The organism is Thermodesulfobacterium commune DSM 2178 (assembly GCF_000734015.1).
In the GTDB taxonomy this organism is placed as follows: domain Bacteria; phylum Desulfobacterota; class Thermodesulfobacteria; order Thermodesulfobacteriales; family Thermodesulfobacteriaceae; genus Thermodesulfobacterium; species Thermodesulfobacterium commune.
On sequence record NZ_CP008796.1, the window covers coordinates 1,266,003 to 1,292,069 of the forward strand.

Annotated in this window: 23 protein-coding genes and 1 tRNA gene; 14 read left to right on the top strand and 10 right to left on the bottom strand. The window is 36.6% G+C overall.

All coding sequences use genetic code 11. From position 1 onward, the window contains the following. Nucleotides 1-4: 4 nt before the first annotated feature. A complete protein-coding gene (locus tag HL41_RS06430) occupies nt 5-187 on the bottom strand; it encodes a GGDEF domain-containing protein (RefSeq protein ID WP_038549729.1) in 183 nt (60 codons plus the stop codon). 77 nt (nt 188-264) lie between these two features. On the opposite strand from HL41_RS06430, the gene HL41_RS06435 reads away from it, so the two are divergent. Then, entirely contained in the window at nt 265-1,470 is a 1,206-nt protein-coding gene (locus HL41_RS06435) for an IS256 family transposase (RefSeq protein WP_038549575.1), read from the top strand. On the opposite strand, the gene HL41_RS06440 is transcribed toward HL41_RS06435, so the two are convergent. The 4 genes from HL41_RS06440 to pyrR form a co-directional block, all read right to left on the bottom strand. Continuing rightward, on the bottom strand, nt 1,400-2,932 hold the full coding sequence (locus tag HL41_RS06440) for a sensor domain-containing diguanylate cyclase (RefSeq protein ID WP_051754552.1): 1,533 nt from the start codon (nt 2,930-2,932) through the stop codon (nt 1,400-1,402). The genes HL41_RS06435 and HL41_RS06440 overlap by 71 nt on opposite strands. A gap of 98 nt (nt 2,933-3,030) precedes the next feature. Then, nucleotides 3,031-4,050, bottom strand: coding sequence for a vitamin K epoxide reductase family protein (locus HL41_RS06445; RefSeq protein WP_028841519.1), 1,020 nt, complete (start codon nt 4,048-4,050; stop codon nt 3,031-3,033). A 3-nt stretch (nt 4,051-4,053) separates the two neighbouring features. Then, nucleotides 4,054-5,364: a phosphomethylpyrimidine synthase ThiC gene (gene thiC, locus HL41_RS06450; RefSeq protein WP_028841520.1), complete on the bottom strand. Its 1,311-nt coding sequence runs from the start codon at nt 5,362-5,364 to the stop codon at nt 4,054-4,056. Nucleotides 5,365-5,456: 92 nt separating this feature from the next. Next, nucleotides 5,457-6,020, bottom strand: a complete 564-nt coding sequence (gene pyrR / locus HL41_RS06455; protein ID WP_038061471.1) for a bifunctional pyr operon transcriptional regulator/uracil phosphoribosyltransferase PyrR — start codon at nt 6,018-6,020, stop codon at nt 5,457-5,459. Nucleotides 6,021-6,065: 45 nt separating this feature from the next. Here pyrR and HL41_RS06460 point away from each other — a divergent pair, with 45 nt between their 5' ends. The 8 genes from HL41_RS06460 to HL41_RS06495 all read left to right on the top strand — a co-directional run bounded on the left by HL41_RS06460 (nt 6,066) and on the right by HL41_RS06495 (nt 15,768). After that, entirely contained in the window at nt 6,066-6,467 is a 402-nt protein-coding gene (locus tag HL41_RS06460; RefSeq protein WP_028841522.1) for an acyl-CoA thioesterase, read from the top strand. 35 nt (nt 6,468-6,502) lie between these two features. Beyond that, nucleotides 6,503-7,606 carry a redox-regulated ATPase YchF gene (gene ychF / locus HL41_RS06465; protein ID WP_038061474.1) on the top strand — a complete coding sequence of 368 codons (1,104 nt, stop codon included), beginning with the start codon at nt 6,503-6,505 and terminating at the stop codon, nt 7,604-7,606. 79 nt (nt 7,607-7,685) lie between these two features. After that, entirely contained in the window at nt 7,686-9,635 is a 1,950-nt protein-coding gene (locus HL41_RS06470) for an amylo-alpha-1,6-glucosidase (RefSeq protein WP_038061477.1), read from the top strand. A gap of 31 nt (nt 9,636-9,666) precedes the next feature. Then, complete coding sequence (locus HL41_RS06475) at nt 9,667-10,968, top strand: glycosyltransferase family 4 protein (protein WP_038061480.1); 1,302 nt, start codon at nt 9,667-9,669, stop codon at nt 10,966-10,968. 2 nt (nt 10,969-10,970) lie between these two features. Beyond that, the gene (locus HL41_RS06480; RefSeq protein WP_038061483.1) at nt 10,971-12,173 is read left to right on the top strand and encodes a glycoside hydrolase family 57 protein; all 1,203 of its coding nucleotides are present in this window, start codon (nt 10,971-10,973) and stop codon (nt 12,171-12,173) included. 2 nt (nt 12,174-12,175) lie between these two features. Then, nucleotides 12,176-14,740 (top strand): alpha-glucan family phosphorylase, encoded by a 2,565-nt coding sequence (glgP, locus tag HL41_RS06485; RefSeq protein ID WP_051754553.1) that lies wholly within the window; start codon nt 12,176-12,178, stop codon nt 14,738-14,740. 46 nt (nt 14,741-14,786) lie between these two features. Further along, nucleotides 14,787-15,407 (top strand): hypothetical protein, encoded by a 621-nt coding sequence (locus HL41_RS06490; protein ID WP_038061486.1) that lies wholly within the window; start codon nt 14,787-14,789, stop codon nt 15,405-15,407. A 40-nt stretch (nt 15,408-15,447) separates the two neighbouring features. Then, nucleotides 15,448-15,768, top strand: a complete 321-nt coding sequence (locus tag HL41_RS06495) for a YtxH domain-containing protein (RefSeq protein WP_051754554.1) — start codon at nt 15,448-15,450, stop codon at nt 15,766-15,768. 9 nt (nt 15,769-15,777) lie between these two features. On the opposite strand, the gene HL41_RS06500 is transcribed toward HL41_RS06495, so the two are convergent. Beyond that, entirely contained in the window at nt 15,778-16,581 is an 804-nt protein-coding gene (locus tag HL41_RS06500) for an NAD(+)/NADH kinase (RefSeq protein ID WP_038061489.1), read from the bottom strand. 185 nt (nt 16,582-16,766) lie between these two features. Here HL41_RS06500 and HL41_RS06505 point away from each other — a divergent pair. The 4 genes from HL41_RS06505 (at nt 16,767) to rsmD (ending at nt 18,766) form a co-directional block, all read left to right on the top strand. Further along, nucleotides 16,767-16,840: transfer RNA gene (locus tag HL41_RS06505), tRNA-Pro, on the top strand. A gap of 60 nt (nt 16,841-16,900) precedes the next feature. Then, nucleotides 16,901-17,350 carry an adenosylmethionine decarboxylase gene (gene speD, locus HL41_RS09120; protein WP_051754555.1) on the top strand — a complete coding sequence of 150 codons (450 nt, stop codon included), beginning with the start codon at nt 16,901-16,903 and terminating at the stop codon, nt 17,348-17,350. Then, nucleotides 17,347-18,168 (top strand): spermine/spermidine synthase domain-containing protein, encoded by an 822-nt coding sequence (locus HL41_RS06520; RefSeq protein WP_038061492.1) that lies wholly within the window; start codon nt 17,347-17,349, stop codon nt 18,166-18,168. The genes speD and HL41_RS06520 overlap by 4 nt, the downstream gene beginning before the upstream one ends. A 13-nt stretch (nt 18,169-18,181) precedes the next feature. Beyond that, on the top strand, nt 18,182-18,766 hold the full coding sequence (gene rsmD / locus HL41_RS06525) for a 16S rRNA (guanine(966)-N(2))-methyltransferase RsmD (protein ID WP_051754556.1): 585 nt from the start codon (nt 18,182-18,184) through the stop codon (nt 18,764-18,766). On the opposite strand, the gene HL41_RS06530 is transcribed toward rsmD, so the two are convergent. Genes HL41_RS06530 through HL41_RS06545 form a run of 4 tightly spaced genes read right to left on the bottom strand, consistent with a single transcriptional unit; the run spans nt 18,738 to nt 22,377 of the window. Beyond that, nucleotides 18,738-19,457, bottom strand: a complete 720-nt coding sequence (locus tag HL41_RS06530) for a hypothetical protein (RefSeq protein WP_038061495.1) — start codon at nt 19,455-19,457, stop codon at nt 18,738-18,740. The genes rsmD and HL41_RS06530 overlap by 29 nt on opposite strands. Nucleotides 19,458-19,468: 11 nt before the next feature. Beyond that, a complete protein-coding gene (locus HL41_RS06535) occupies nt 19,469-20,308 on the bottom strand; it encodes a fumarate hydratase (protein ID WP_038061498.1) in 840 nt (279 codons plus the stop codon). After that, the gene (locus HL41_RS06540; RefSeq protein WP_038061501.1) at nt 20,301-21,248 is read right to left on the bottom strand and encodes a glycoside hydrolase family 3 N-terminal domain-containing protein; all 948 of its coding nucleotides are present in this window, start codon (nt 21,246-21,248) and stop codon (nt 20,301-20,303) included. The genes HL41_RS06535 and HL41_RS06540 overlap by 8 nt, the downstream gene beginning before the upstream one ends. 1 nt (nt 21,249) lies before the next feature. Beyond that, nucleotides 21,250-22,377, bottom strand: coding sequence for a cysteine desulfurase family protein (locus tag HL41_RS06545; protein ID WP_038061504.1), 1,128 nt, complete (start codon nt 22,375-22,377; stop codon nt 21,250-21,252). 105 nt (nt 22,378-22,482) lie between these two features. On the opposite strand from HL41_RS06545, the gene rgy reads away from it, so the two are divergent. After that, the gene (gene rgy / locus HL41_RS06550) at nt 22,483-25,983 is read left to right on the top strand and encodes a reverse gyrase (protein WP_038061507.1); all 3,501 of its coding nucleotides are present in this window, start codon (nt 22,483-22,485) and stop codon (nt 25,981-25,983) included. The last annotated feature ends 84 nt before the right edge of the window (nt 25,984-26,067 follow it).

Below are 26,067 nucleotides of genomic sequence, written 5' to 3' on the forward strand. Positions count from 1 at the left end.
AGTGTCATAAGACTATTTTATTTTTACCAGACCTTTTTGCCTGATACAACCTTTCGTCTACTTTTTTAAGGAGAGCTGAGAGTTCCATACCTTGCTGATATTCTACCACCCCACCACTTATGGTAACTTTTCCTACTTCGGGAGTAGAATATAAATTGTGTCTTTTAATAAAATATTTTAGAGGCATAATAAAAATTTTTAATATTTTTTAAATTAATGATAACATAAAACCTAAAAGACTAAACTAACCAGGAGGTCTGTAAAATGGAAAACTTAGACTTAGATTTAGAAAAAGTTTTAAGTGAAATCTCAAAAATTGAATCAAAAGAGGGTATCAAAATGGCTGCTGCACTCCTCTTAAACGCTCTCATGAAAAAAGAAAGAGAAATATTCCTTAGAGATAGTATTGATAATAAAGCTAATGGTTACTATGAAAGACAACTTGCCTGTTTCTTAGGTAACCTTGGTATCTCTGTCCCAAGAGATAGAAAATCTGAATTCAGACCTGCTATTCTTCCTCCTGAATGGCAAAAAGCTGATGAATCCTTCCAGGACTTTATCCTTAACCTCGTTCTCCAAAGCTACTCCCCCAATAAAATCAAAGCCCTCTTGCAATCTATGAAACTCCCCTACTCCCCAGAACAAATAGAAGAAATTAAAGAAGAATTGTATAACCAAGCCAAAGAATTAAAAACCAAAGAATTGCCAGAAAATTTGTTTGCTATGTTTATAGACGCTTATCATACTCAGATAAAAGATACCGAAGCCAACAGAATCAGAAAAGCAGTTATTTATAATATCATCGGGATAGATATGGAGGGAAGAAAAAATTTACTTTCTTATTACATTTATTTTGGTTCAGAGACGAAGGAGGACTGGCTCCAGATACTTAATGATTTGATAAAGAGGGGAGTTAAGAGGGTTATGGTAATAGTGAGTGATGATTTTCCTGGCCTTACTCAAGCCATAAAAGCCCTCTTTCCTGAGACAGATCATCAGCTTTGTTTTGTACACATGCAAAGGAACATCAACAGGAACATGTCTAAGCAGGATGCTAAAAAATTTTATGAGGAGTTAAGCATTATAAAGAGGATAGAGGAGTATGAGAGGGCCTTAAATAGATTTGAGGAATTATGTAAGAGTTATGAGAAGAAGTATCCAGCTTATATAAAGGGACTTTTGAAAAAGAAGGAGCATTATTTTGTTTATAAGAAATATCCTGAGGGGGTGAGGAGGTATATATACACGACGAATGTGGTTGAGAATATAAATAGCAGGATAGAGCTGATAAGGGTAAATACAGGGGGATATTTTCAATCAATCAAGACAGCAGAGGTTGCGATATACATAACAGTAAGTCGGATTCAGAAAACGAGATGGCAAAAACCACTTCCTTTAATTAAGTCTGCTTTATACGAATTGAGGCAAATGTTTGTAAAGAGATTTTATAAGGAGACACAATTCTCTTGACAAGTGTCCCTACTTCCTCAAAAGGGTAGGTCGCTATACTCTGTCTGATTCTTTCAGCTATAACCAAAGCTTCTTCTTTAATAGTCCTAGGACAAAGGATTACAAACTCCTCTCCTCCCCATCGAGCTGGCAAATCGGTTTGCCTGATGTTTTCTTTTATCAAACGGGAAACCTCTTTTAACACATAATCTCCCCTATCATGCCCATAAGTATCGTTAATAACTTTAAAATTATCGAGGTCAAAAAGTATAACAGAAAAGGAGGTCTGATAACGATTATAACGGTTGATCTCCTTCTTAAGTTCATCTATAAACTTAAACCGGTTAAAAAGTTGGGTCAAAAAATCCCTTTCGGCAAACACCTTAAGTCGCTCGGTCAATTTTTCTAACTCAACTTTTCTCTTAAAAAGCTCGGTTGAAGCAAGTTTTTCTATCTCTTTAGCAATGACACCTATCTCATTTTTAGGATAGTTTCTAAACTCCTCGGGAATTTCAATCCCCTGAGAAATACTTAAAAGATTTTCTTTAAGAAGGTTAATCGGTGAGGTAATGTGCTTAGTCAGCCAATAACTTACAAACCACCCCAAACTAAAAGCAATAGAACCTATCATCATCACAGACATCCCTATGATAACCAAAACAGGCATCAAAAGTTCGGCTTTGTCTACCACCGTTATAAGCACCCAATTCAAAATTTCCAATCTTTTGTAATAGGCTATCTTGGTTAAACCATCTTGAACAAACTCTACCTTCCCTTCAGGATTAGACAGAAACTCTCTTAAAGGTAGATTTTCCATCTTTTTACCTAAAAGTTTCTCATCTGGATGGATAAGAACCGTTCCATCCTTTTTAATCACAAAGCTATAGGCTGTCTCATAAATCCCTATTTTTTCTCTAAAAACCTTTAATAAATTTTCTAAAGAGGTATCTATGGCTACAACCCCTACAATCTTGTGGTTTTCATCAACCAGAGCCTTACCTAAGGCTACCAACCATTCTTTAGTCCCAAACTCTTGATATACCACTCCCTCGCTAATCTTAGAAGAATACCTTACAGCCTCTTTATACCAAGGCCTCTCAGTTGACTTGTATCCCTCAGGTGTATCATAGTTATATATCAAAAGAGAATCATCTTCATACCCAGCATAGATATATTTAATGGTAGGGTCTATTTGATTAAAAGTATAAAAATGTTTTAATACCTCAATTTTATCTTTTTCAGAAAGTTTATAAGCCTTAATCACCTTAGGATCTTTACTCAGGTATTCTATCATCACGATAAACTTAGAAAAAAAACCCTCTATGTAATTGGCTAACACATGTGTTCTTTGCTGAAGAAAAATATCTCCCTTAGAAAATTCGTACTTATAAAATACAGGACTGCTAAGGAGAACAAAAGTTAACATAATAAAAAAACTCAATCCCAAACTAAAATAAAAAATTTGCCTCTGTAAGCCTTTCATAAAATCCTCTATTTATAATATCGGATTTTTGTGAAGTAATATTAAACAAGAACTGATTAGCTTTTGAAATAACACTTAATTCAAACAAAAATCCTCAACTAATTACAACCTTTTTCGATAAGACAGGCCTCTCCTTTACCCTCTTTATCTCCCACTTTGGGAGGTAAGAAAGGTAAAGAAGAAGGCTTTTGAAGAGATGTGGCGTTTTCTGTAGAGGATTTTTCTGTAGAAACCTTTTCTGTAGAGACTACTTTTTCCTTTGTAACAGGCTCTTTTTTATCTTGAGGTTTTTCTGTAGAGGCATTAACGGTGAAATCTTTTTCCTTCAAGTTTTTAGAAAATTCTCTCCCCTGAGAGAGCTCCAACATCGGATAATTTTCTTTTAGCCAGTTGAGGATGGTATTTTTACCTACCAAAACCAAAAGGGAGTTATCTTCTCTATAAAGAAGGGTAGGGACTTCTCGAATTCCTGCTATCCTCATCAAGGCATAAACCTTAGATACCTCATAAAACCTTACAGGTATTTTGTTATTAATAACATACTCTTCAACCACCTTACAGTTAGGACAATTTTGTTGATAGACCACCACAGGATAATCTAAGAAGATGGGCTTAAGGCTTATATTAACCAAAAAAACTGCTGTAAAAAGAGCTAAAAACCCTGAAAAACCTAAGAACCCCCAGCTAAATGCTTTCTGAGAAAATACGTCTAACACAAAGGCTAAAAAAATGGTCAAGGCTACCACCAAACAAAACTGACAATATTCCTGAAGAAAAAAAGCCTGAAAACCGATGAAATACCCTTCCACAACCAAACAAAGACCTAAGATAAAGAGTCTTAACCTTTTTAGGGCATAAGATTTTATCTTTAAATCAAGAAGGGTTAACCCTAACACCACAGCAAACACCAAAACCCCTAAGTAGTTGAGAATCCCTAATCTATCGAAAAGATGTATCATTAAACAGGCGTCCGTTTTACATAAAGAACTGTTTTTAAATTGCAGATAAACTTCATATAAATTAAGAACAAAACCAAAAAAAACTACAACTAGCAAAAGATATTGGTTAAAAAAAGTAGACTGAGAGTAACCTTTTCTTTCTTCTATGATCAGCCTCATTCTTTAGCCTTCCCCTCCCCTGATTTTAAGGAGTTTGAAGGCATGTTCAAAGACCTTTATAGCACAGTAGGGGCCACACATCGTACAAGCTTGACTTTTAGAAACCCCTCCTTCGAGCCTATACCGCCTTGCCTTTTCCTGGTCTATAGAAAGGGAAATCTGTTTTTCCCAGTCAAGCTCAGCCCTGGCCTTAGCCATAGCCAAATCCCATTCCCATGCACCTTTTATTCCCTTAGCCAGGTCTGCTACATGAGCAGCGATTTTTGAGGCTATCAAACCTTCTTTTACATCCTCTAACGTAGGAAGCCTTAGATGTTCTGCAGGGGTAAGATAACAAAGAAAGTCAGCCCCATAATAAGCAGCCAGTGCCCCTCCTATAGCTCCTACCAAATGGTCATAACCTGGGGCTATGTCTGTGGGAAGAGGGCCAAGCACATAGAAAGGAGCACCATGACAAAGCCTTTTTTGTAGTTTTATGTTGGTCTCTATCTGGTCTAAAGGTACATGTCCAGGACCTTCTATCATTACCTGAACACCCTTTTCCCAGGCCCTTAGAGTTAACTCTCCCAAAATCATCAACTCATGGATTTGAGCTCCATCTGTAGCGTCTGCAATACAACCAGGTCTTAACCCGTCTCCTAAAGACAGGGTAATGTCATATTCAAAGGCTATTTCAAGAAGTTTATCAAAATGCTCATAAAAGGGATTCTCCTTTTGGTTGTAAACCATCCATTCTACTAAAAAAGAGCCTCCTCTGGATACCACTCCAAGCACCCTAGGCTTAATTTTTAACCTCTCTATACCCGCCTTGGTAAGACCACAATGAATGGTCATAAAATCTACACCATCTTCTGCCTGTTTTTCTATCACCTTAAACATCTCATCAACCGTCATCTCAACAATCGACTTATGATGCTTTTCTACCGCTTCTATCGCCGCCTGATAGATAGGAACTGTACCTAAAGGAATAGGACAATTAGCTCTGATAACCTTTCTTATCTCGTCTAAATCTCCTCCTGTAGAAAGGTCCATCACAGTATCCGCACCATACTTTAAAGCTATCTCAAGTTTTTTTAACTCTTCTTCTACATAAGGCCTATCCTTAGAAGTACCGATGTTTACGTTTACCTTAGTTCTAAGTCCTTTACCTATAGCACAGGGTCTTTCTATCTTAGACTTTTTATTTTTACACACAACTATCTCACCCCTAAGAATACCTTCTTTGAGAAATTCTTCACTAACCCCTTCCACCTGTGCACAAATTTTAACTTCTTTCGGAATTATACCTTTACTAATCAAGGTTTTAATCGTCATAACTTTAAAAGGCCTCCTTGTTTTTTACAGAAATTTTAACATAAAATCTTTTTTGATGACAAAATAAAAGAAAATTTTCACAAATCCAGAAACTATTCATAGACTTCTAACACGATCTTATCTTTTCCATGAGTCTCAAGAAGGTATACAGACACATATTCGTTATACTGGATGTTTTTTATGGTAAGGGCTTTGTAAGTTGGCTCTATAGGGAATTCTCTACCTCCGCGGTCTACCAAAACAGCAAGTTCTATTTTCTTTGGTCTACCTATGTCTATCAACGCATCCATCGCCGCTCTGATGGTTCTTCCGGTATAGATCACATCATCTACCAGGATAACGATCTTATCTTCAATTGAAAAAGGGATCTCTGTCTTTTTTACCTTAGGATAGTTGGTAATCCTGGTCCAATCGTCTCGGTAAAGGGTTATATCTAAATAACCTACAGGAAGTTCTATGTTGGTCTTTTCTAAGATAATATTTTTCAACCTGTTTGCTAAAGGGGCTCCCCCTGTCTGAATACCGATAAGAACTACTTTTTCTAAATAAGGTTGCTTTTTTATGATTTGGTCAGCAAGCTTTTCGACAAGTTTTTGAATTTTCTTAGGCCCTGCTATTACTTTTTTAATTTTTTGAGATAAAATGGCAGTATTCATAAGATTTAAAATAACTCTTATTATCTATTTTGCAAGAGGTAAGAGATGGTAAGCGAAATAACCTATAGGGTAATCTATGGGGACACAGACAGTGGAAAGGTTATGTATTATGGCAACTATCTAAGGGTGATGGAAATAGCAAGAACAGAGTTTATCAGAAATAACGCAGGTATTAGTTATAAAGAGATAGAAGAAAAATACAAACTTTTACTTCCTGTAGTAGAAGTATATGTTAGGTATAAACATCCTGCTTTTTATGACGACCTTTTGGTGGTGGCAACCAAGATCAAAGAGCTAAAACCACACAAAATTATCTTTGAATACACCTTTAAAAGGCAAAACCTATTAGTAGCTGAAGGTTATACAGTTCATGTTCCCATCAACCATCAGGGTAAGCTTATAAAATTTCCAGAAGAGCTTTTCAACCTGCTTAAAAATTTAGTATAAAAAACTGTAAAGAGGGGGCAAGGTTTCAGATGAAGATGAACATAGGTATAGTGGGATTGCCTAACGTAGGGAAGTCTACCATTTTTAATGCCTTGGCTCAAACAGCAAAAGCTGAGGTTGCTAACTATCCTTTTTGCACCATAGACCCTAACGTGGGGATAGTTAATGTGCCTGACCCAAGGCTATATGAGATAGCTCGGTTAGAAAAAAGCAAAAAAATCACCCCTGCTACCATAGAGTTTGTAGATATAGCAGGGCTGGTAAAAGGAGCCTCAAAAGGGGAAGGACTTGGCAACCAGTTTTTATCTCATATAAGGCAAGTTTCGGCTATAGCTCATGTGGTCAGATGTTTCGAAGACCCTGACATCGTACATGTAGAAGGTTCTATAGACCCTGTAAGAGACGCAGAAATCATAGAGTTAGAGCTTATCCTTGCAGACTTACAAACCATAGAAAGACGGTTAGAAAAAACTGCGAAGCTTGCTAAAAATGATCCAAAAGCTAAGGCTGAGCTTGAAACCTTAGAAAAGGCTAAAACTCTGTTAGAAAACTTTAAAACTCTAAGGCCTAACCTAAACCTTTTTTCTCCGGAAGAAAAAACCTTTTTAGAAAAGGTACTCTGTCTTTTAACGGTTAAACCTTTGATGTACATCGCTAATATCTCAGAAGATTTTCTCCCAGAAGGCAAAGGAAACCCTTATGTAGCGCAACTAAGAGAAAAAGCCCAAAAAGAAGGAACTCCCCTAATGGTCATCTGTGGGAAGATAGAACAAGAGCTCGTCGAACTTACCGAAGAAGAAAAAAAAGAATTTTTAGAGGCCTTAGGTCTAAACGAACCAGGGCTTCACAAACTAATAAGAGCAGGTTATAAACTTTTAAACCTTATCACCTTTTTTACCGCAGGACCTAAGGAAGCCAGAGCCTGGACCATAGCCAAGGGGACTAAAGCTAAAGAAGCTGCCGGAGAAATTCACTCTGACATAGAAAGAGGTTTTATCGCGGCTGAAGTCATTAACTATACAAAATATATAGAAATAGGGTCTTTCCAGAAAGCCAAAGAGTTAGGAGCTGTTAAACTCGAAGGAAAAGATTATGTCATAGAAGACGGAGACATCATATATTTTCGTTTTAATGTTTAATTTTATATTATTTTATTTTTAACTTGATTTTTTATTGTCTTGTGATTATTTTGTAAAAAAAAAATGTGATTATCATGTGATGTTAACAGAACTTTTTGAAAGGTTTACTCCTGATGAATGGATAGTTTCTAATCAAAAAGGAGGGTATGCGTTAGGTTCTGCCTTTTTAGCTAATCTGAGAAAGTATCATGGACTTCTGATCGCAGGTTATGAAAAAGGGAAAAGAATTCATCTGGTTAGTTCAGCTGAAGAACAGGTCTTTTTCCCTTCTGGATTAAGTTATTTTCTTGATACCAACTTTTATCGAGACACCCTTTTTCCAGAGGGATTCAAGCTAATAAAAGCTTTTTTCTTTAGACCTTTTCCTCAATTTTATTTTTTCTGTCCAGAAAGTAGGGATTTTTTCTTGAAAAAAGAAATCAAAATGCATCCTCTTAAAAACCTGGTAGTTATCTCTTATGAAAACATAAGCTCCTATCCTTTTCGAATAATAATAAGACCTAAGTTTAGTTTTAGAGACCATCACAGGGTTACCAACAAAACTGAATGGGAAAAGGAATTTGTAGAGGTCGAGGTAGAAGATAAAACAGGGATGGTAGTAAAAGGATCCTTCTCTATTTTTGTCTATCTTTCTAACGGTAGCTTAACCAGAGAAGAGCTATTTTATCATCAGGTGTTTTATCCTATAGAAGAAATAAGAGGATATGAGGCTACTGAAGACCTTTATGCCCCCTTTAAAATAGAAGTAGAACTAAAAACCAAGGACTGTTTTAAAATCCTTTTTTCTGATGAGCCTATAAAAGACTTAGAGAAGGTTTTGACAGAGGTTGAAAGAAGATACGAAGGACTACCTGTCCTCATCCCTAACAAAAAAGAGTCTTTTTCGCGAAACGAATACCTAAGGATTTTAAAAAAAATGGTGGAAGATTTTCTGCTTGAAGATGACATAATAGCAGGATTCCCCTGGTTTTATTGCTGGGGAAGGGACACCTTCATAGGTCTTCCTGCGGTTTTTTATTTAGACGGAGGTAAAGAGAAGGCTTTAAAGATTTTTAAAAACTATGCCAAAAGAATGGTTAACGGGCTTATACCAAACGTGATAGGAGACGAACAGGAAACCAACTATAATTCTGTGGATGCCTCTCTGTGGTTTGGTCTGAGGATTTTTCAGTTTTTGGAAACCTTTCCTGAAGTTCTGAACTCCTTGGAAGGAGAAATATTACTCTTAGCTGTAAAGGAAGTGATTAAAAACTTCTGCACCAACCCAGATCTCCCATTTTTACTGGACCATAAGGATGGATTTATCGAAATTTTTCCTCAAACCAACAAAGCCTTAACCTGGATGGATGTGGTCTTAGATGGAGTACCTGTAACCCCTCGGTATGGGAAACCCATAGAAATACAGGGTTTGTGGTATAACCTTTTAAAGTTTGCAGAAAAACATTTAGAAAAGTCTTTTTTAGAAAATTTTAGGGTCTCAGAACTGATCAGTTTACAGGAAAAAAACTTTATCAGATTTTTTGATGGTAACGCCTGGGCAGACAGGTTGTTTAACGATGAACCTGTTTTTGAAATCAGGCCTAACTATATTATCGCCCTTTCTTTGCCTTTTGACATCACAGACAAGCCATCTCTTCTTAAAGGAGTTGAACTGGCTAAACAAGAATTAGTTACTCCTTTTGGGTTAAGGAGTCTCTCACCCAAAGATCCCTCGTTTAGGAGAAAATACTTTGGAACTCAAAGGATGAGAGACCTTGCCTACCATAATGGGACAGTCTGGGTGTGGCTCATCTATCCTTATGCTGAAGTATTAAAAAAGGCTTATAAAGAAGACAAAGAAGGGCTTAAAAGGGAGCTTGAAGGATTGGTGAGAGTTTTTAGAGAAGGAATATGTAGAGGTAAAATGGGAAGTATTCCTGAGTTGTATGACGGCGAAAATCCTAAACATCCTAAAGGTGCCCATGCTCAATTTTGGTCTGTAGCAGCTGTTTTTTTGGTAGAACAGATGATAGAGGGGCTTAAAGTTTAGCTTTAAAAAACTTTAAGAAGGAGCCTGAACAATGAAAGTTTTGATGTTAACCTGGGAATATCCTCCGTTTATAGTAGGTGGGCTTGGAATGGCCTGTTACGGGCTTTTTAAAGCTTTAGCTGAAAAGGGAGTAAAAATCTATATGATTCTCCCTACCAAAGAAAAAGTGTTTTTTGAAATCTCTTCTGGGTGGGAGGCAGACTTTCCAGTAGCTAAGAGCCCTCACCAAAGGCAACTAAAGCCTTTACCTTTAAAGTTTTATCAAATAGGTTATTTAGCCCCCGAAGGGGCTTACTTAGACACCTTAAGACTGTTTTCTTATCAACCTGAAAACACCATAAACTTTTTGGAAGAAAAAAAGCCGTTAACTCCGATTTCTGAGAAAGTTTTAAAAAGGATAGAAAATCTACTTAATAAGGAGAATCACACCTTATCCCGGGTTCAAAGATACCTGCAAAATGTTTTAGAGGTTGCCAAACATTTAGAGGTTGACTTGATCCATGCTCATGATTGGATGACCTACCCTGCAGGACTCTTTCTTAAACACCTTCTCCAAAAACCTCTGGTTGCTCATGTGCATGCTACAGAGTTTGACAGAGCGATCGGATACGGACATCCTGTAGTCCATGAGATAGAATACCTGGGATTAAATTTAGCAGACCGAGTAATCGCTGTTTCTAACTACACCGCTCAGGTGATAAAAGAACATTACAAAGTACCTGAAGAAAAGATCCGGGTGTTATACAATGCTTTTACCGTTTATACCAAAGAACCCAAAAAGACAAAAAAATTTAAATGTCCTGTGATTTTATTTTTAGGAAGATTAACCCCTCAGAAGGGTCCCAAGATTTTTTTAGAAATAGCAAAAAAAATCCTTAGGCAATATCCTAAGAAAGTAAGGTTTTTGATCGCTGGTGCAGGAGAAATGGAAAGAGAACTTATGTTTGAAGCCGCAAGCGAAGGTTTTGGCACCCAGGTTTTGTTTACCGGTTTTCTTACCAGACAAGAAGTAGAAGAAGCCTTAAGTTTAGCAGACATAGTGGTTATGCCCTCGGTTTCTGAGCCCTTTGGGATCGTAGCCTTAGAAGCCATGTATTTTGGCTGTGCCCTTATCATTTCCAAACAATCAGGGGCTTCAGAAATCTTAGAAAACGCTTATAAAGTTGATTTTTGGGATGTTGACAAAATCGTAAACATCATCGTAGACCTCTTAAAACATCCAGAAAAACTAAAAAACCTTCAACAAAAAGTTAAAGAAGAAGTTAAAAAGATTTCCTGGGATATAAGAGCCGAAGAACTGATAAAAATCTATAACGAACTTTTGATAAACTAAGTATGCTTTATATTATATTTTATTTCCAGGTGCATCAGCCCTTTAGGGTCAAAAATTTTAATGTTTTAAAAACAAAATCAACAGTCGAGTATTTTGACGATAGCCTTAACGCAGCCATATTTAACAAGGTAGCAGAAAAGTGTTATCTTCCTGCCAACGCCCTTTTTAAAGAGCTGATAGAAAGGTCTGACGGAAGATTTAAGGTTTCTTATAGTCTGACAGGGACGTTTATAGAACAAGCTAAAAAATTCCGTCCTGAGGTTTTACATTCCTTTTTAGACCTGGTAAAAACCGGAGGGGTAGAGCTTCTTAACGAAACTTACTATCATTCTCTTAGCAGTATCTTTGATTTAGACGAATTTATAGAGGAGATAGAAGAACACGCGGAGATCATCAAAAAAGAATTTGGGATGCTACCTACCACCTTTCGTAATACCGAGTTGATCTATTTTGACAAAATTTCAAACTTACTTTTTGCTACCATGCCTCAGATAAAAACCATCCTTATAGAAGGGGCTGACAAGATTTTAAAAGGAGAATCTCCTCTTTATCCCAGGGTCTCTGCCAATCATGCCCATCTTTTGCTACTAAAACATTATAAACTTTCAGACGACATTGCCTTTAGGTTTAGTGATAAAAGTTGGGATGAATATCCCCTTACCCCTAAAAAGTATTTGTCCTGGATAAAAGACTTGATGCTAATAGAAAAAACAGGAAAGAATCTCTATTTAAACCTTTTTATGGATTATGAAACCTTTGGAGAACATCAATGGGCTGAAACAGGAATTTTTGATTTTATAAAAGAGTTTGTACTTTTAGCTTTAAAGGAAAAAAATTTACAGTTTCTTTGGCCTTCTGAGGTAAAAACCACCTTAAACTATACTCCTACCCCTATCTCTGTTCCTAACCCAACTTCCTGGGCAGACACCGAAAGAGACCTTTCTGCCTGGCTTTCTAATCCCCTTCAATGGAATGCCATGAAGACTTGCTATGAGTTAATCAAAAAAGCCAAAGACCAGAAACGGTATGATCTCCTCTCTATTCTTAAAAAACTTTCTACCTCAGACCATTTTTACTATATGTGCATCAAATATTTTCAAGATGGAGATGTGCATAAATATTTTTCTCCTTACTCTTCTCCAGAAGAAATTTATCGGTATTATATGAATATATTAGCAGATATAGAAACCAAGTTAGAGGGATAAAAATGCCTTTCAAAAAATTTTTTGTTTATCCTTCTATACCTAAGGAACTTGAGAAACTTTTAAAAATTTCTAAAAATCTCTGGTTTTCCTGGAACTATGACGTGCTTTCTTTTTTTTATAAAATAGACCGAGACCTTTTTAGACAAGTTGAACATAATCCCTTTAAACTTATCTACTACCTTCCTAACATAAGGTTAAAAGCGTTAGCCAAAGACCAGACCTTTCTTATGGATTTAGAGGACCTCTGGGAAGCATTTCAAGAATATAAAGAATATGTACATCCAGAAGTCAAAAAACATCGTTTAGAGCCAGAAGACAAAATAGTTTATTTCTGTACCGAGTTTGGGCTTCATCCTACTTTGCCTTTTTATGCAGGAGGATTAGGGATTTTAGCCGGGGATTTTTTGATGGCTGCTTCAGACTTAGGGCTTCCGTTGATAGGAATAGGGCTTGCGTATCAACATGGTTACTTAAAACAAACTATAGACTCTAAGGAAAAAACACAGACAGAACATCCAGAAAAATTAGACCTGTTTTTAAACTTTTTAGAGGAGGTTAAAAATTCAGATGGAACCCCTATGGCGTTATCGATGAACCTTATGGGAGTAGAGATAAAACTTAGGGTATTTAAGTTAGAAGTAGGTAAAGTAGTTGGTTATTTTTTGGATACCACCCATCCTGAGAATCCTGAAGAAATAAAAGAAATACTTAGATATCTCTACCCAGGGGAAATAGAAAAAAGGATCCAACAAGAGATTATCCTTGGTATCGGAGGATATAAATTACTGAAGGCATTAAATCTCAACCCCAAGATATATCATCTTAATGAAGGTCATTCTGCGTTTGTCCTTCTAGCAAGATTAAAGGATTTATTGTTTCAAGGATTTTCCTTAGATGAAGCTATCATGCTTATCAAAGAGACTACTGTTTTTACTACCCATACACCGGTTATCGCAGGTAATGAGCATTTTCCTAAGGAGTTGGTTAAAAAATATCTCTGGGAAGAGTTAGAAGAGTTGGTTGAACTAACCAAAAACGAAAACATTATTCTGGAATTTTATAAACAGGGCACCCTAAAGGAAAATCCTGAAATTTTCTGGTTACCTGCTTTAGCCATCAACTATTCCTCTAACGTAAATGCTGTTTCTAAGCTTCATCAAAAAACCACCAAAAAGATGTGGCATCCCCTTTTTCCCGAACTTCCAGAAGAAGAAGTTCCCATAGAGTATGTAACCAACGGTGTTCATTGGAGATGGCTAAGCGAACCTTTTTATGCACTTTTCAAAAAATATCTTGGAGCAAATTTTATCTATATGTCTCCTGAAGATTCAACCTGGGAGGAAATACTAAAAATCCCAGACGAAGAAATATGGGAAGCCCATAAAAAAAACAAGTACAGACTTTTAAACCTTATCAAAACCCAGTTAAAAGAGGAATCTATTAAGTTAAACCTCTCAGAAGAAAAACAAAACTATCAACTTCCTAAAGCCCAAGACCTTATCATAGGTTGTGCTCGAAGGATGACCGGTTATAAGAGAAACTCTCTTATTCTGTACCATAAAGAACGAATACTAAAACTACTAACAGAAAAAGATATTGTGCTGGTGTTTGCAGGTAAAGCCCATCCTAAAGATGTAGAAGGTAAAAACATAATCCGTGAGATTTTAGAGTTTAGAGAGACTTACCAGCTTTACAACAAAATTATTTTCTTAGAAAACTATAACCTTCATTTAGCCAGATATCTTATCTGGGGGTCAGACGTTTGGTTAAACACCCCTTTAAGGCCTATGGAGGCTTGCGGAACCTCAGGGATGAAGGCTGCCATGAACGGGGTTTTAAACTTAAGCGTTCTTGACGGATGGTGGCCAGAAGGATACAACCAGCTTAACGGTTGGGCTATAATCCCTAAAGAAGGATTACCACCTTATAATCACTATGAAGCTCATCAAATATACACTCTTTTAGAAAAAGAAATTTATCCTCTCTTTACCGAAAGAGACGAAGACGGGATTCCAAGAGATTGGGTAAAGATGATGAAACAAAGCATGTACATAGCTTGTAAACAGTTTTCTACCAACCGTATGCTCCTTGAATATATAGATAAGTTTTATTCACCTATCATAGAAAGACTAAAACATCTTTCTCAAAAAGATTTTTCTCTTCTTAAGGCTTTAGCAGAAGAAAAAAGGATTTTGACCGAAAATTGGGAAAACATAAAGTTTATAGAGGTAAAAGAAAATTTAGAAAAAACCTTTCTCCAGGAAGGCCAAGAAGTAAGTGTATCTGCCAAAGTCTTTTTAGGTAACCTAAACCCTGACTTAATAGAAGTACAGTTAGTAATCATAGAGGAAATAGCTTGTGTATGCAACTTAGGGGAAGAAGAAGAGAGAGAAAGATATGTCAGAAGCTTTCCCCTTAAGCTGGTAGAGTTTAAAGAGGGAGTTGGGGTCTATCAAAAATCCTTCCCTCTTTATGGACCTGGAATTAAAGCTTATAACTTTAGGGTGGTTCCTAAAAACTTTTATCTTAAAAGATATTATCCCAACTTGGTTAAGTGGACTTTTTGATTTTTATGCTTATAATTTATTTTAAATAGCCTTTTAGGGAGGCTTTATGGAAACCCTATTGTATCTCTTGATTCTTTTCGTAGGCGTTTTAGTAGGTATAGCTATTTATATCTTTTTTAAGGTTAATCAAACTTTAGACCGTGTAAACCTAAGGTTAGAAGAACTATCTCCTGTTTTAAAAAATCTTAAAGAAACCACCGAAAAAACCTCAGAGACCTTAGACATAGCTAAACAAACTATCTCTAACCTAAACGAACTTATAACCGGGCTTAAGATTGTACCTAATATTATAAAAGAATTAGGAGAAAGTATAAAAGATTTCGAAACCTTTTTGAAAAACCAGACAGAGATAGTTGCAGATGAAGTAAAAGAAATTTCCAATAAGTTAAAAATTAACTTAGAAATTGCAAAAAGCAATTTAGAAAATATAAAAAATACCACCTATCAGGTAAAAGAGGTGACAGAAAAGGTTAGCCATAGTTTAAGTCCTATGATAAACTCTCTTGCTGAGTTAAGTGAAACCTCTAAACTTGTTTTAGACCAGATAAACCACCAGATTAAAAAGGTCTATGTAGAAGGTAGTTCTCTAATCTATGGAGCTAAGGAACTGATACAACAGTTAAAGAAGATGATACCTTTTCCTAAATTTAAAAATAAAAACCTTTAGGTTAATAGTTAAAAAAAATTTCACTAAAAGGAGGTAGATTATGGAAGGAAAAAAAACTACGGTTTTGTTAGCTTTTCTTAGTGGGGTGATAGTAGGAGGGATTGCAGCCCTTCTTTTGGCACCAGCCAGTGGCTCTGAGGTTAGAAAAAAGATTAAAGAAGAAGTGGACGAAGCCTTAGAGAAAGTTAGAGCTGAAGCAGAAACTTTAAAAGCTAAAGCAGAAGAAATCACTTCCAAAGCTAAAGAAATCATCGAAACTAAAAAAGAAGAACTTAAAGAAGCTATAGAAAAAAGTAAAGAAACTTTAAAAGAAAAGAAAGAAGAATTAGCCTCTAAACTCTTAAAAAAAGAGGAGGTTTAAAAGACTTTTTTACCAATTAAACTTAGACTTTAAAATTTTTAGATAATTTTTCTCTGGTAAGGTAAGAATTTTAAGAGGTTTTGGGGCTTTTTTAAAACGAAGAGGTTGATCTTCCTGCACTACTAAGTTAATCTGTCCGTCGATGAGAAGATGAACTTCTTCGTTCTCCCCTTTTCCTTTTTTGTTTAAGATTACCACGGTTTCAAAGTTATCTGGAATAACAAAGGGACGTAGGTTTATTTTAAAAGCACAGATCGGTGTGCAGACAAAAACTTGTGCCTCTGGATGGATAACCGGACCTCCGGCTGAAAGATTATAAGCAGTCGACCCGGTTGGGGTAGAGATGATCAACCCATCACCAGGGATGGTAGTAAGATGATAGCCCTCAACCTGCAGGCTCAAATATATCACCTTACCCAAAGGACCTTTCATGATAGCCCCTTCGTTTAGAGCAACAAAGGTCTCATTCTGATAGGTAATCTCAAGAAGCGTTCTTTTTTGAATTTTAGCCTCTCCTTCTTTGATTAGCCTTAAAAGATATGGTAATTCTTCTAAAGAAACCTCGGTTAAAAAACCAAAATTTCCCAGATTAACCCCTATCAAAGGAAGGTCGTAAGTATAGGCGAAAGGGACAGCCCTTAGGAAGGTGCCATCTCCTCCTAGCACCAAAATGGCATCAAAGGTTATAACCTCTTCCTTAGGAAGTTCTGAAATTTTTTCTAAAGGAACCAAAATAATCTCTTTTGAGTTAATCTTTTCAAAAACTTGCGGGAGGTTTCGCGGGTCTTTTAATAAGTAAAAAAATTTAAGCATGATATAATTTTATTCTTGAACCTTGAGAAAAGCAATAACTTTGATTAAGGTTTATAAACCTTAAAAAAACGTAAAAACTCTTTAGAAATCTGAACAAACAAAAATTTTCCTTAACCTCTTGACATTTTTTAAAGATTTTTTATTATAGAGTTTAAACTTAAATAGGTTATTTTTGTCTTCTTAATCGGGACGTAGCGCAGCTTGGAAGCGCACCCGCTTGGGGTGTGGGGGGTCGGCGGTTCAAATCCGCCCGTCCCGATTTTTTTATTGGAATACTAAAAACTAAAAACCGGGCACCTTGCCTGGGAGGAGGTGAAACATGAGTACAGTCCAAACCGTGTGTCAGTTTGAAAGGTTGAATACCTGCCCTACCCAGCAAGGTGCACTTAAACGATGTGTTTGGTCCTATCATATCATCGCTGAGTTTTGGGGTTCCCCTTTTGAACTTTTGGCTGAAGCTCCGGTGGTTGAACAAGCTTTAAAAGAAGCCATAGCACCTAACGGTGCGTTAAAAGAGGTTTCTGCGGTAAGTTATCAGTTTCAGCCCTTTGGGGTTTCTGCTCAGGTTAATTTAGGTTCTTCTCATATCTATATCCATACCTGGCCAGAAAAAGGATACTCTGCCTTAGACATCTTGGCAGAAAATAAAGAAAAAGCTCATAAAATCTTAGCCAATCTTCAACGTAATCTTCGTCCGCAAAACGTCTATATCGCTGAGTTTGCAAGAGGACTTTCTCAGGATACTTTATCAGAGGGAGGCGAAACTTGACTGGAAGTTTTTGGTGGCGAGAAAAAATCTTTAAAGATTTTGGACATTCTTACAAGGTTGAATTAGTCTTTGAAGAAAAAGGGTTACAAGAAATACAAATCTTTAAAAACCCTTCCTGGGGTTATTTTTTTGTTTTAGATGGAATCGTTCAGTTTACAGAAAAAGACGAGTTTATATATCATGAGACCATAACCTATCTTCCTATCAGTCTTCTCCCTACCCCCCCTGAAGAGGTTGTAATAGTTGGAGGGGGGGACGGAGGAGTTCTAAGAGAACTTCAAAAAATCCCTACTATAAAAAAGATCATTCAGTTTGAAATAGATACCCTAGTGTTTGATTTATGTCAAAAATACTTTTTTAAAATTTCTGGAGATTATAACGACCCAAAGGTCAACTTAGTGATTAAAGACGGCTATTTAGGGCTAAAAGAGAGCCCTTCAGAGGGGTTTGATTTGGTAATAGTTGATTGTACCGACCCGGTAGGACCTGCTAAAACCTTATATACCGTTGAGTTTTATCAAGAAGCTTTAAAGGTGCTTAAACCTTATGGGGTATTTATCCAGCAAGCTAGTCTACCGATTTATTTTCCTCATATCATAAAAGAAGCCTATCCTAAAATTTCTCAGGTCTTCCCTTATGTAAAGATAGTACGCTGCTATGTTCCTTGCTATGGAGAAGAGATCGCCTTTTTCTTGGCTACCAAAGAGCCAAAAGATTGGCTTAATCCTAAACAACTACTTTCTGGTAAATATTATCATCCTGGGTTGAATCCTTATTATTTTTCTTTACCTCAGACCTGGTTAGAACTTCTAAAATAAAGGGCCCTTTAGTTTGAAAATCACCGGAGGCTATTTAAAAGGACAAAAGCTTTTTCTTCCTCCACCTAAAGACTTAAGCATCCGCCCTTTAAGAAGCAGGATCAGGAAATCTCTTTTTGACCTTTTAGGACAAGACCTTTCTGAGGCTAAAGTGTTAGACCTGTTTTCAGGGACAGGAGCTCTTGGAATAGAAGCACTTTCAAGGGGGGCGGATCTGGTTTTTTTTGTAGACTTTAGCAACTTAAGCCTTTCTCTGATTCATAAAAATTTAGAAAAACTTAAACTTACAGAAAAGGCCTTGGTTTTAAAACTTAAACTACCAGAAGGTCTATCTAAGCTTAGCCAAGCCTATCCTCAGGTTAAGTTTGATTTGGTCTTTATCACCCCACCTTATAAAACCGGGCTGAGCCTTAAAACCCTTAAGGCCTTGCCTACAGAAATTTTAGACCAAGAAGCCATAATAATGGTAGAAGAAGCTACAGGAATACCCCTACCAGAAAAAACCGACCGGTTTGTCTTGATTAAAGTCAAAACCTACGGAGAAACTACTCTGTATTTTTATCAGCCTGTTATTCCAAACACAGAGGAGGACTCTTAGGACCTGGGATCTGAGTGCCTCGAAAATTCAAAATACTTCTTATCCGATAGCAGGTCTTATTAACATCTGATAGTTTTTCAAAAAACTCTTCTTTTCTCACATAAAAACTCTCAACCTTAGGGCCAGAAATTTTTTCAATCTCATAAGAGATTGGGTAATCGATAGAAAGGCCTTCTATGTCTTTTTCTGGCTTTTTCCAGGTTAAAAGCACCGCCTTTTCTGGTAGAACCTGAAAAGAGATGTTCTCAGGGAAAAGAGGAGGATTATGCCAGTATAAATATTCAGGAAACTCAAACCAATCGGTCTTAACTAAAAAATCTTTCTTTATTTTAATCCTGTATTTATATCTATGACGATGTTTAACTTGATAGTCGTGATACACGTATAAATTTCCTGCAGAATGAAGTTTAGGGGAAAGTTTGATTTCATAAATTTTAGGTTTAGCCTTAGGAGAATCTAAAGATATCTCTTCTTTTTCTATGATAAGAGAACTAATTTTTATTAAAGGATAGCCTCCCTTAGTCTCTGTAGGAAGATAAACTATCAGGTCAAAACCTGCCTCTGTAGGTTTTACCTCAAAAGAAAACTCTTTAGGAATACTTTTAGAGGGAGGTAAAGGTGGGTTTTTCTTTCCGCAGCCACCTAAAAAAAATACCAAAAAGATAAAAACCATCCAGAAATACTTTTTCATGTTTGCTCCTTTTATAAAAACTTTATTTTTGCTATCCGATAGGCATGACATTGAAAGTTTACGGCTACCGGAAGGCTGGCAATATGAGAAGGATAAGTCTCTATATGAACGGCTAAGGCGGTAGTTTTACCTTTTAAACCCAATGGGCCAATCATAAGAGAATTTATCTCAGATAAGAGCTCCTTTTCAAGTTTAGCTATCTCCTCCTCTGGATGAAAAGTCCCAAAGGGTCTAAAAAGTGCCTTTTTGGCTAGAAAGGCTGCTTTTTCAAAGGTACCTCCTATCCCCACCCCTACGGTTACAGGAGGACAAGGATTAGGACCAGCTTTTTTAACAGTTTCCACCACGAATCTTTTAATCCCCTCTACCCCTGCTGAAGGAGGTAACATGGCAAGGGCACTCATGTTTTCGCTACCACATCCCTTAGGAAGGATGTGTATTTCCAAAACCTTACCTGGGACTAATTCATAATGGATTACCGCCGGGGTATTGGTTCCGGTGTTTTTTCTGGTAAGCACTTCACATACCGAAGCCCTAAGTAATCCTTCTTTGTATGCTAAAAAGAGACCTTCGTTGATAGCCTTTTCTAAATTTTTTATACACACCTCCTCTCCGATTTTAACCCAAACAACCGGAATACCTGTGTCTTGACAGATAGGAAGATCTTCTTTTTTAGCGATTTCTGCGTTTTCTATCAACACCTCTAACCCCGCTTTAGCCAAAGGTTCGGTCTCTTCGTCTAAAGCCTTGGTTAAGGCCTCTAAAACCTCTGAAGGAAGGCTTTTGCAAGCTCTTATGTAGGCCTCTTTTACTTTATTGACTATCTCTTGGTAGCTAATCTCTTCACTCATAAATCCACCTCTTAACCCTATCTAACACATAAAAACTTTCAGAAAGCCTTTCTCGTAAGGTTGGGCTTTTTTCAATCTCGGTTTTAATCTCAAACAAATGATAAGCTAATTCTTCGAAGGTTCCACAAAATATAAGAAAGTTGTGTCCACTTGCCAAACTTAAAACAATCCTTTCAGAAAGTTCCCATTTTCCTAAAGCCCCCATGTTTAAATCATCGGTGATGATACAGCCTTTAAACCCGAGATTATCTCTTAACAGCTTTATCACTTTTAAAGAAAAAGTAGCTGGTAAAACGTCTAAACTTTTTACTATTAGGTGAGTAGTCATAAAAAAAGGAACCCCCTTTTCAGCAAAAAACCGGAAAACTTCAAGGGAAGAAGAATTAATTTTCTCCTTTTCAGGAAGGTCTTTATGAGGGTCTATGGTAACCTCATCTAACCCTGGAAAATGTTTAACGCAGCAGAAACACCCCTGTTTTTTATGTTCTGAGATGAAAATCTCTCCTAAAAATTTAACCAGTTCAGGGTCGTTTCCCAAGGTACGAGACCTTAAAAACTCTGGAGCTTCCTCTCCTGCTAAATCTACTACAGGAGCAAGGTTAAGGTTAAGCCCTTTTTCAACCACTGTTTTCGCAAGACTTTGAGCCCATTTTTTTACCAAAGATAGATCTTTATTTTTTTGATAGTTTAGACTGATCTCCAGAGGAGAAGGGAATTCTCCTGGTATACGACAAACCCTCCCCCCTTCTTGGTCTATAGCTAAAAAGTTAAAACTATCTACTGAAGCTTTTAATCTATCTAAAAACTCTGGAAAATCTTCCTGAAAATGTTCTTTGAAAAAAATAAAATTAGTAAACTGGAGGTCTCGATAGAGTTCCTTTTCTTCGGCAGAAAGGCTACCTGGTTTTACTAAAAAAACCTGACCTATGGTTTTAAACATGTTAATTTTTTAATCTAAAATAACCTTGAAAAATTTTTATAACCTTTTCTATGTCTTCGAAGGTAGTATATCTACCTAAGGAGAACCGGATGGTGCCTTGAGCTATTTCTTCAGGCACTTTTAAAGCGATCAAAGTATTTGAACCTTTCCGGTCATGGCAAGCAGACCCGGTAGAAGCACACACCTCTGGGAGGTCTTCCAAGATTTTACTCCCTATTTTACCTACGAAAGAAACAGTTAAGGTATTGGGAAGAGTTTTCTCAGGAATCCCGTAGCGGTAAATTTTTGGATAAACCTCTTTAAGACCCTCATAAAGGGTTTCTCTTAAGTAGATAAGTCTTTCTGCCTCAAAACTTACGTCTTTTTTAGCTATCTCTGCTGCTTTAGCCAGGGCAGCTATCAGACCTACCGGTTCTGTCCCAGGCCTTATCCCTTTTTCTTGTCCTCCCCCTAAAAAGAGAGGGGATATAGAAAATCCTTTTTTTATAAACAAACCTCCTATCCCCTTAGGTGCATACATCTTGTGACCTGCAAAGGATAGAAGATCACACCCTATTTTTTTTACATCTACCGGTATCTTACCTACAGCTTGACAGGCATCAGTATGAAATATTATTTCCCTTTCTTGACAAATCTTAGCAATTTCTTCAACTGGTTGAATGGTACCTATCTCATTGTTGGCTAACATCACAGAAACTAAAAAGGTGTTTTTCTTGATTCTTTTTTGGACTTCTTCAGGGTCTACATAACCTTGGGAATTCACAGGCAAAAAATCTACCTCAAATCCCATCTCTAACAGCTTCACCGCTGGGTTTAACACCGAAGGATGCTCAAAGGAACTCACCAAAATATGACCCTTCCCCTTTGCAAGAGCTACTCCTAACAAAGCCAGATGATTAGATTCTGTTCCTCCTGAGGTAAAAAATATTTCTTCGGAAGAAGCATTTAAGAGGCTTGCTACCTCTTCTCTAAACTTTTCAAGGGCTAACTTAGCCCTTTTACCTAATACATGAGCAGAATTTGGGTTAGCGAACTCTTCTGAAGAATATTTGTTGAACACATCTAAAACTTCTGGTAAAACAGGAGTAGTAGCGTTATAATCTAAATATATTATGTTTGAGTATTGCATAAATTTTAGTTTAAACTATTTTATAAAGATTACAACTGAAACAAATTTGCTATGTTCCTTATGTTTCAAATAAACAACATTAAAAACATTTTAAGAGGGTGAAAAATGCTTTATTTTTTGGAAAATGGGTGCCCTAACTGTAAAGGGATAGTCTCAGATGAAAGACTTGGTAAAGGAATTCCTTGTGAAAACTGTCTTCCCGAAGGAAAAATACCTTCAAATCCCTCGATCTTAAAGATTTGTGAAATTTTAGAGAAAGAAAAAACTTTAAAACAGTTAAAGATCTTTGGAGAAGTAGAAAAACAAGTTTCTAATTTTAGTAAGTTGTTTAAAGAAATCATCGGGGCTAAACCTTCTTCTTTACAGATAAACTGGGCTAAGAGGTTATTTTTAGGGGAATCTTTTGCTATCATCGCCCCTACAGGAACTGGAAAATCAACCTTTGGTCTTATTAGTGCTCTTCTTACCCCCAAAAAAGCCCTTATTATCGTACCTACCAAAATGCTGGTCAATCAGGTAGAAACCAAGCTAAACGACTTTATAGATAGAACCTCCTCCCTCGCTTTAAAGAAAAAAAGAATTCTAGCCTATACCGGGCAAAAAAAAGAAAAAGAAATCTTAGAAAAACAGAATTTTGATGTGTTTATCTGTACTTCCGCCTTTATGCATAAAAACTTTGAAATCCTTAAATCTTTAGACTTTTCTCTTATCTTCGTCGATGACGTAGATTCTTTTTTAAAAAGCAGTAAAAACGTAGACAACTTGTTTTTATTACTGGGGTTCTCTGAAGAAGAGATAAAGCTGGCTTTAAAGAGAGATAAAACCGAGGAAGACTATTCTGAGCTTTTAAAAATCAAAAAAAACCATCGAAGTACTCAAAAACAGCTCATCATCTCCTCTGCTACATTAAAACCAAGAACCAACCGAGTCCTTCTTTTTCAAAACTTGCTTGGGTTTGAAATAACACGTTTTGTCTCCACCCTAAGAAAGGTAATCGACACCTATCTTGACGTCGGAGAACCAAGAGATATACAAAGACTTTCTGAAGAAGCGGTAAAATTGATAAAAGCCTTAGGTAAAGGAGGGCTTGTTTTTGTAGAAGAATCTTATGGAAGGACTTACGTAGAGAAGTTTACAGAACAGCTCAGAGAAAACGGTGTAAAAGCGATTTCTTACTTGGAGGTCAGTGAAGAAGACCTTTTAAATAAGTTAAAACAAGGAGAGGTAGAGGTTGCAGTAGGGTTATGTCATCTTGGTAACCCCTTGGTCAGAGGATTGGATTTACCTGAGATTTTGAGATACGCCATTTTTTTAGGAGTACCCAAGCATGTTTTCCCCCTTATGAAAAACGAGGTAAGCTTTTCCCTTTCTGTTGCTCCTCAATTTTTGTACAGTTTGCTTTTATCTCTTATGCCTCTTTTTAAAGACGACGAACGGATAACCGCCTTATCACATGTAAACTACCTTAGAAGATTTTTAACCTTAAGAGAAGAAGACCTCCCTAAGTATGAAGGGTTGTATAAAAAGGTATTATCGATCAAGGAATTTATAGAAGAACGGCTTAAGAACCCTGAGTTCATAGAAAAACTTAAAACCAACGAAGAAGTTTTCTTAGAACGGGACGAAAACGGAAATTACCATCTTATCGTGGGAAACGCTTCTTCTTACCTTCAGGCTTCAGGAAGGGTTTCAAGGCTCACTACTAAAGGACTTATGCCAGGACTTTCGGTTATCTTGGTAGATAGTTTTAAAGCCTTAAACAGTCTTAAAAAAAGACTAAGGTTTTATTTAGGGGATGAAGTAGAGTTAACAGAGGTGAATTTTGAAAAAATAATCGAGCTTGATACCCAAATAAAACAAGAAAGAGAAAAAATTTCAGCTGAAAAGATAGATTTTAAGAACTACCTTCTTATCGTAGAATCCCCTCATAAAGCCAAAACCATAGCTAGCTTCTTTGGAAAACCCTCGGTTAGAAGGTACACCAACCTATGGGTTTATGAAATACCGATGGAAAATACCCTGCTTTCTGTCTGTGCTTCTTTAGGGCATCTTTATAACCTTTCCAGAAAAAAGGGGATATTTGGAGTTTTAAAGAATAACAGAACTTTTCATCCTGTTTTTAATACCATAAAAATAGACAGAGAAACAGGAGAACAATATGTGGATGAAGAAGAAATAAAGGATAAAGAAAACATCTTTGACAAAGCTGACATTGTAGACGGGCTTAGGATCCTTAGTTTTTGTTCAGACCAAACCTTTATTGCCTCAGATCCTGACTCAGAGGGAGAAAAGATTGCTTATGACATTTACATTAATCTGAAACCCTTTCAAAAAAATATTAAAAGACTAGAGTTTCACGAAGTTACGGTAAGAGCCCTTAAAAAAGCCTTTGAAACCCCTCAAGAAATAAACCTTCCTCGGGTTAAAGCCCAGTTAGCCAGAAGGGTGGCAGATCGTTGGGTAGGGTTTTCTCTTTCTCAGGAATTATGGAAAGTTTTCCACAAAAACTATCTCTCAGCAGGTAGGGTGCAAACTCCGGTTTTAGGATGGGTAATAGAAAGAGAAAAACTAAGTAAGCAACACAAATATCGAATAAACTTTACGATAAATGAATATCCCCTTTTTATCGAGGTAGAAGAAAAAGAAATTGCAGAGAAATTAGAACAACACCTACCTCAGGCTAAAATTACCTTAGAAGGCCAAAAAGAAGATGAACTTTCTCCACCTCCTCCTTATACCACAGACACCATACTGGAAGAAGCCTATAATTTCTTCAGGTTTTCTACCTCCTATACCATGTCTCTTTTGCAAGAACTCTTTGAACTCGGTTTAATCACCTATCATCGAACAGATTCAACTCGAATTTCAGACGTAGGACGGTTTCAGGTAGCTAAACCTTATATCTCAGAACATTTTGGAGAAGAGTTATTCTATCCGAGAGAATGGTTTAGTGAAGGAGCCCATGAAGGTATAAGGCCTACCCGTCCCTGGGATGTAGAAGAACTAAAACTAAGGGTAGCCCACGGATTAATCTCTTTTAAAAATTATAAGGATAGTTTTAGATTGTATGACCTTATTTTTAGAAGATTTATAGCAAGTCAGATGAGAAAAACTAAAGTCTTAAAAAAGAACCTTAAGTTGGTCCTTCCCTTTTTCGCCTGGGAAGAAGAAGTGATAGTAGACATACTTTCAAACGGTTATGATTTAGTTTGGACCAAACCACATCTTTTCCCCGTTTCTCCTTCTTTTACCATAAACAACATTAAGTTACAAAAAATACCTAAAGCTTTTCTTTTTAATCAGGGGACTCTGATCCAGGAAATGAAAAAAAGAGGGTTAGGTAGACCATCTACTTATGCAGAAATTGTTTCTACCCTTTTAAATAAGTATTATGTTTATGAGCTGAAAAACGGAGGACTTGTTCCTACAGCCTTAGGAAAACAGGTATACGAATATCTAAGGTCAAGGTTTGAAACCTATGTATCTGAGGAGTTTACCAGAAAACTTGAAGCCTTTATGGACGAGGTAGAAGAAGGTAAAAAAGATTGGGTAGAAATTTGTTATACCCTTTTGCCTCTTCTAAAAGAATTGAACATCATCTTGTAAAATTTAAAAATGTTATTAGGTTGTTGTTTTTTTTGTTTTTTTAAGTATACTTTTTTTAAACTATAGCTTTCCGGGAGGAGCTTG

Bases quoted from the DNA above. Each gene is read 5' to 3' on its own strand.
- HL41_RS06430 (WP_038549729.1), bottom strand. From the start codon at position 187: ATGCCTCTAAAATATTTTATTAAAAGACACAATTTATATTCTACTCCC.
- HL41_RS06435 (WP_038549575.1), top strand. From the start codon at position 265: ATGGAAAACTTAGACTTAGATTTAGAAAAAGTTTTAAGTGAAATCTCA.
- HL41_RS06440 (WP_051754552.1), bottom strand. From the start codon at position 2,932: ATGAAAGGCTTACAGAGGCAAATTTTTTATTTTAGTTTGGGATTGAGT.
- HL41_RS06445 (WP_028841519.1), bottom strand. From the start codon at position 4,050: ATGAGGCTGATCATAGAAGAAAGAAAAGGTTACTCTCAGTCTACTTTT.
- thiC (WP_028841520.1), bottom strand. From the start codon at position 5,364: ATGACGATTAAAACCTTGATTAGTAAAGGTATAATTCCGAAAGAAGTT.
- pyrR (WP_038061471.1), bottom strand. From the start codon at position 6,020: ATGAATACTGCCATTTTATCTCAAAAAATTAAAAAAGTAATAGCAGGG.
- HL41_RS06460 (WP_028841522.1), top strand. From the start codon at position 6,066: ATGGTAAGCGAAATAACCTATAGGGTAATCTATGGGGACACAGACAGT.
- ychF (WP_038061474.1), top strand. From the start codon at position 6,503: ATGAACATAGGTATAGTGGGATTGCCTAACGTAGGGAAGTCTACCATT.
- HL41_RS06470 (WP_038061477.1), top strand. From the start codon at position 7,686: ATGTTAACAGAACTTTTTGAAAGGTTTACTCCTGATGAATGGATAGTT.
- HL41_RS06475 (WP_038061480.1), top strand. From the start codon at position 9,667: ATGAAAGTTTTGATGTTAACCTGGGAATATCCTCCGTTTATAGTAGGT.
- HL41_RS06480 (WP_038061483.1), top strand. From the start codon at position 10,971: ATGCTTTATATTATATTTTATTTCCAGGTGCATCAGCCCTTTAGGGTC.
- glgP (WP_051754553.1), top strand. From the start codon at position 12,176: ATGCCTTTCAAAAAATTTTTTGTTTATCCTTCTATACCTAAGGAACTT.
- HL41_RS06490 (WP_038061486.1), top strand. From the start codon at position 14,787: ATGGAAACCCTATTGTATCTCTTGATTCTTTTCGTAGGCGTTTTAGTA.
- HL41_RS06495 (WP_051754554.1), top strand. From the start codon at position 15,448: ATGGAAGGAAAAAAAACTACGGTTTTGTTAGCTTTTCTTAGTGGGGTG.
- HL41_RS06500 (WP_038061489.1), bottom strand. From the start codon at position 16,581: ATGCTTAAATTTTTTTACTTATTAAAAGACCCGCGAAACCTCCCGCAA.
- speD (WP_051754555.1), top strand. From the start codon at position 16,901: ATGAGTACAGTCCAAACCGTGTGTCAGTTTGAAAGGTTGAATACCTGC.
- HL41_RS06530 (WP_038061495.1), bottom strand. From the start codon at position 19,457: ATGAAAAAGTATTTCTGGATGGTTTTTATCTTTTTGGTATTTTTTTTA.
- HL41_RS06535 (WP_038061498.1), bottom strand. From the start codon at position 20,308: ATGAGTGAAGAGATTAGCTACCAAGAGATAGTCAATAAAGTAAAAGAG.
- HL41_RS06540 (WP_038061501.1), bottom strand. From the start codon at position 21,248: ATGTTTAAAACCATAGGTCAGGTTTTTTTAGTAAAACCAGGTAGCCTT.
- HL41_RS06545 (WP_038061504.1), bottom strand. From the start codon at position 22,377: ATGCAATACTCAAACATAATATATTTAGATTATAACGCTACTACTCCT.
- rgy (WP_038061507.1), top strand. From the start codon at position 22,483: ATGCTTTATTTTTTGGAAAATGGGTGCCCTAACTGTAAAGGGATAGTC.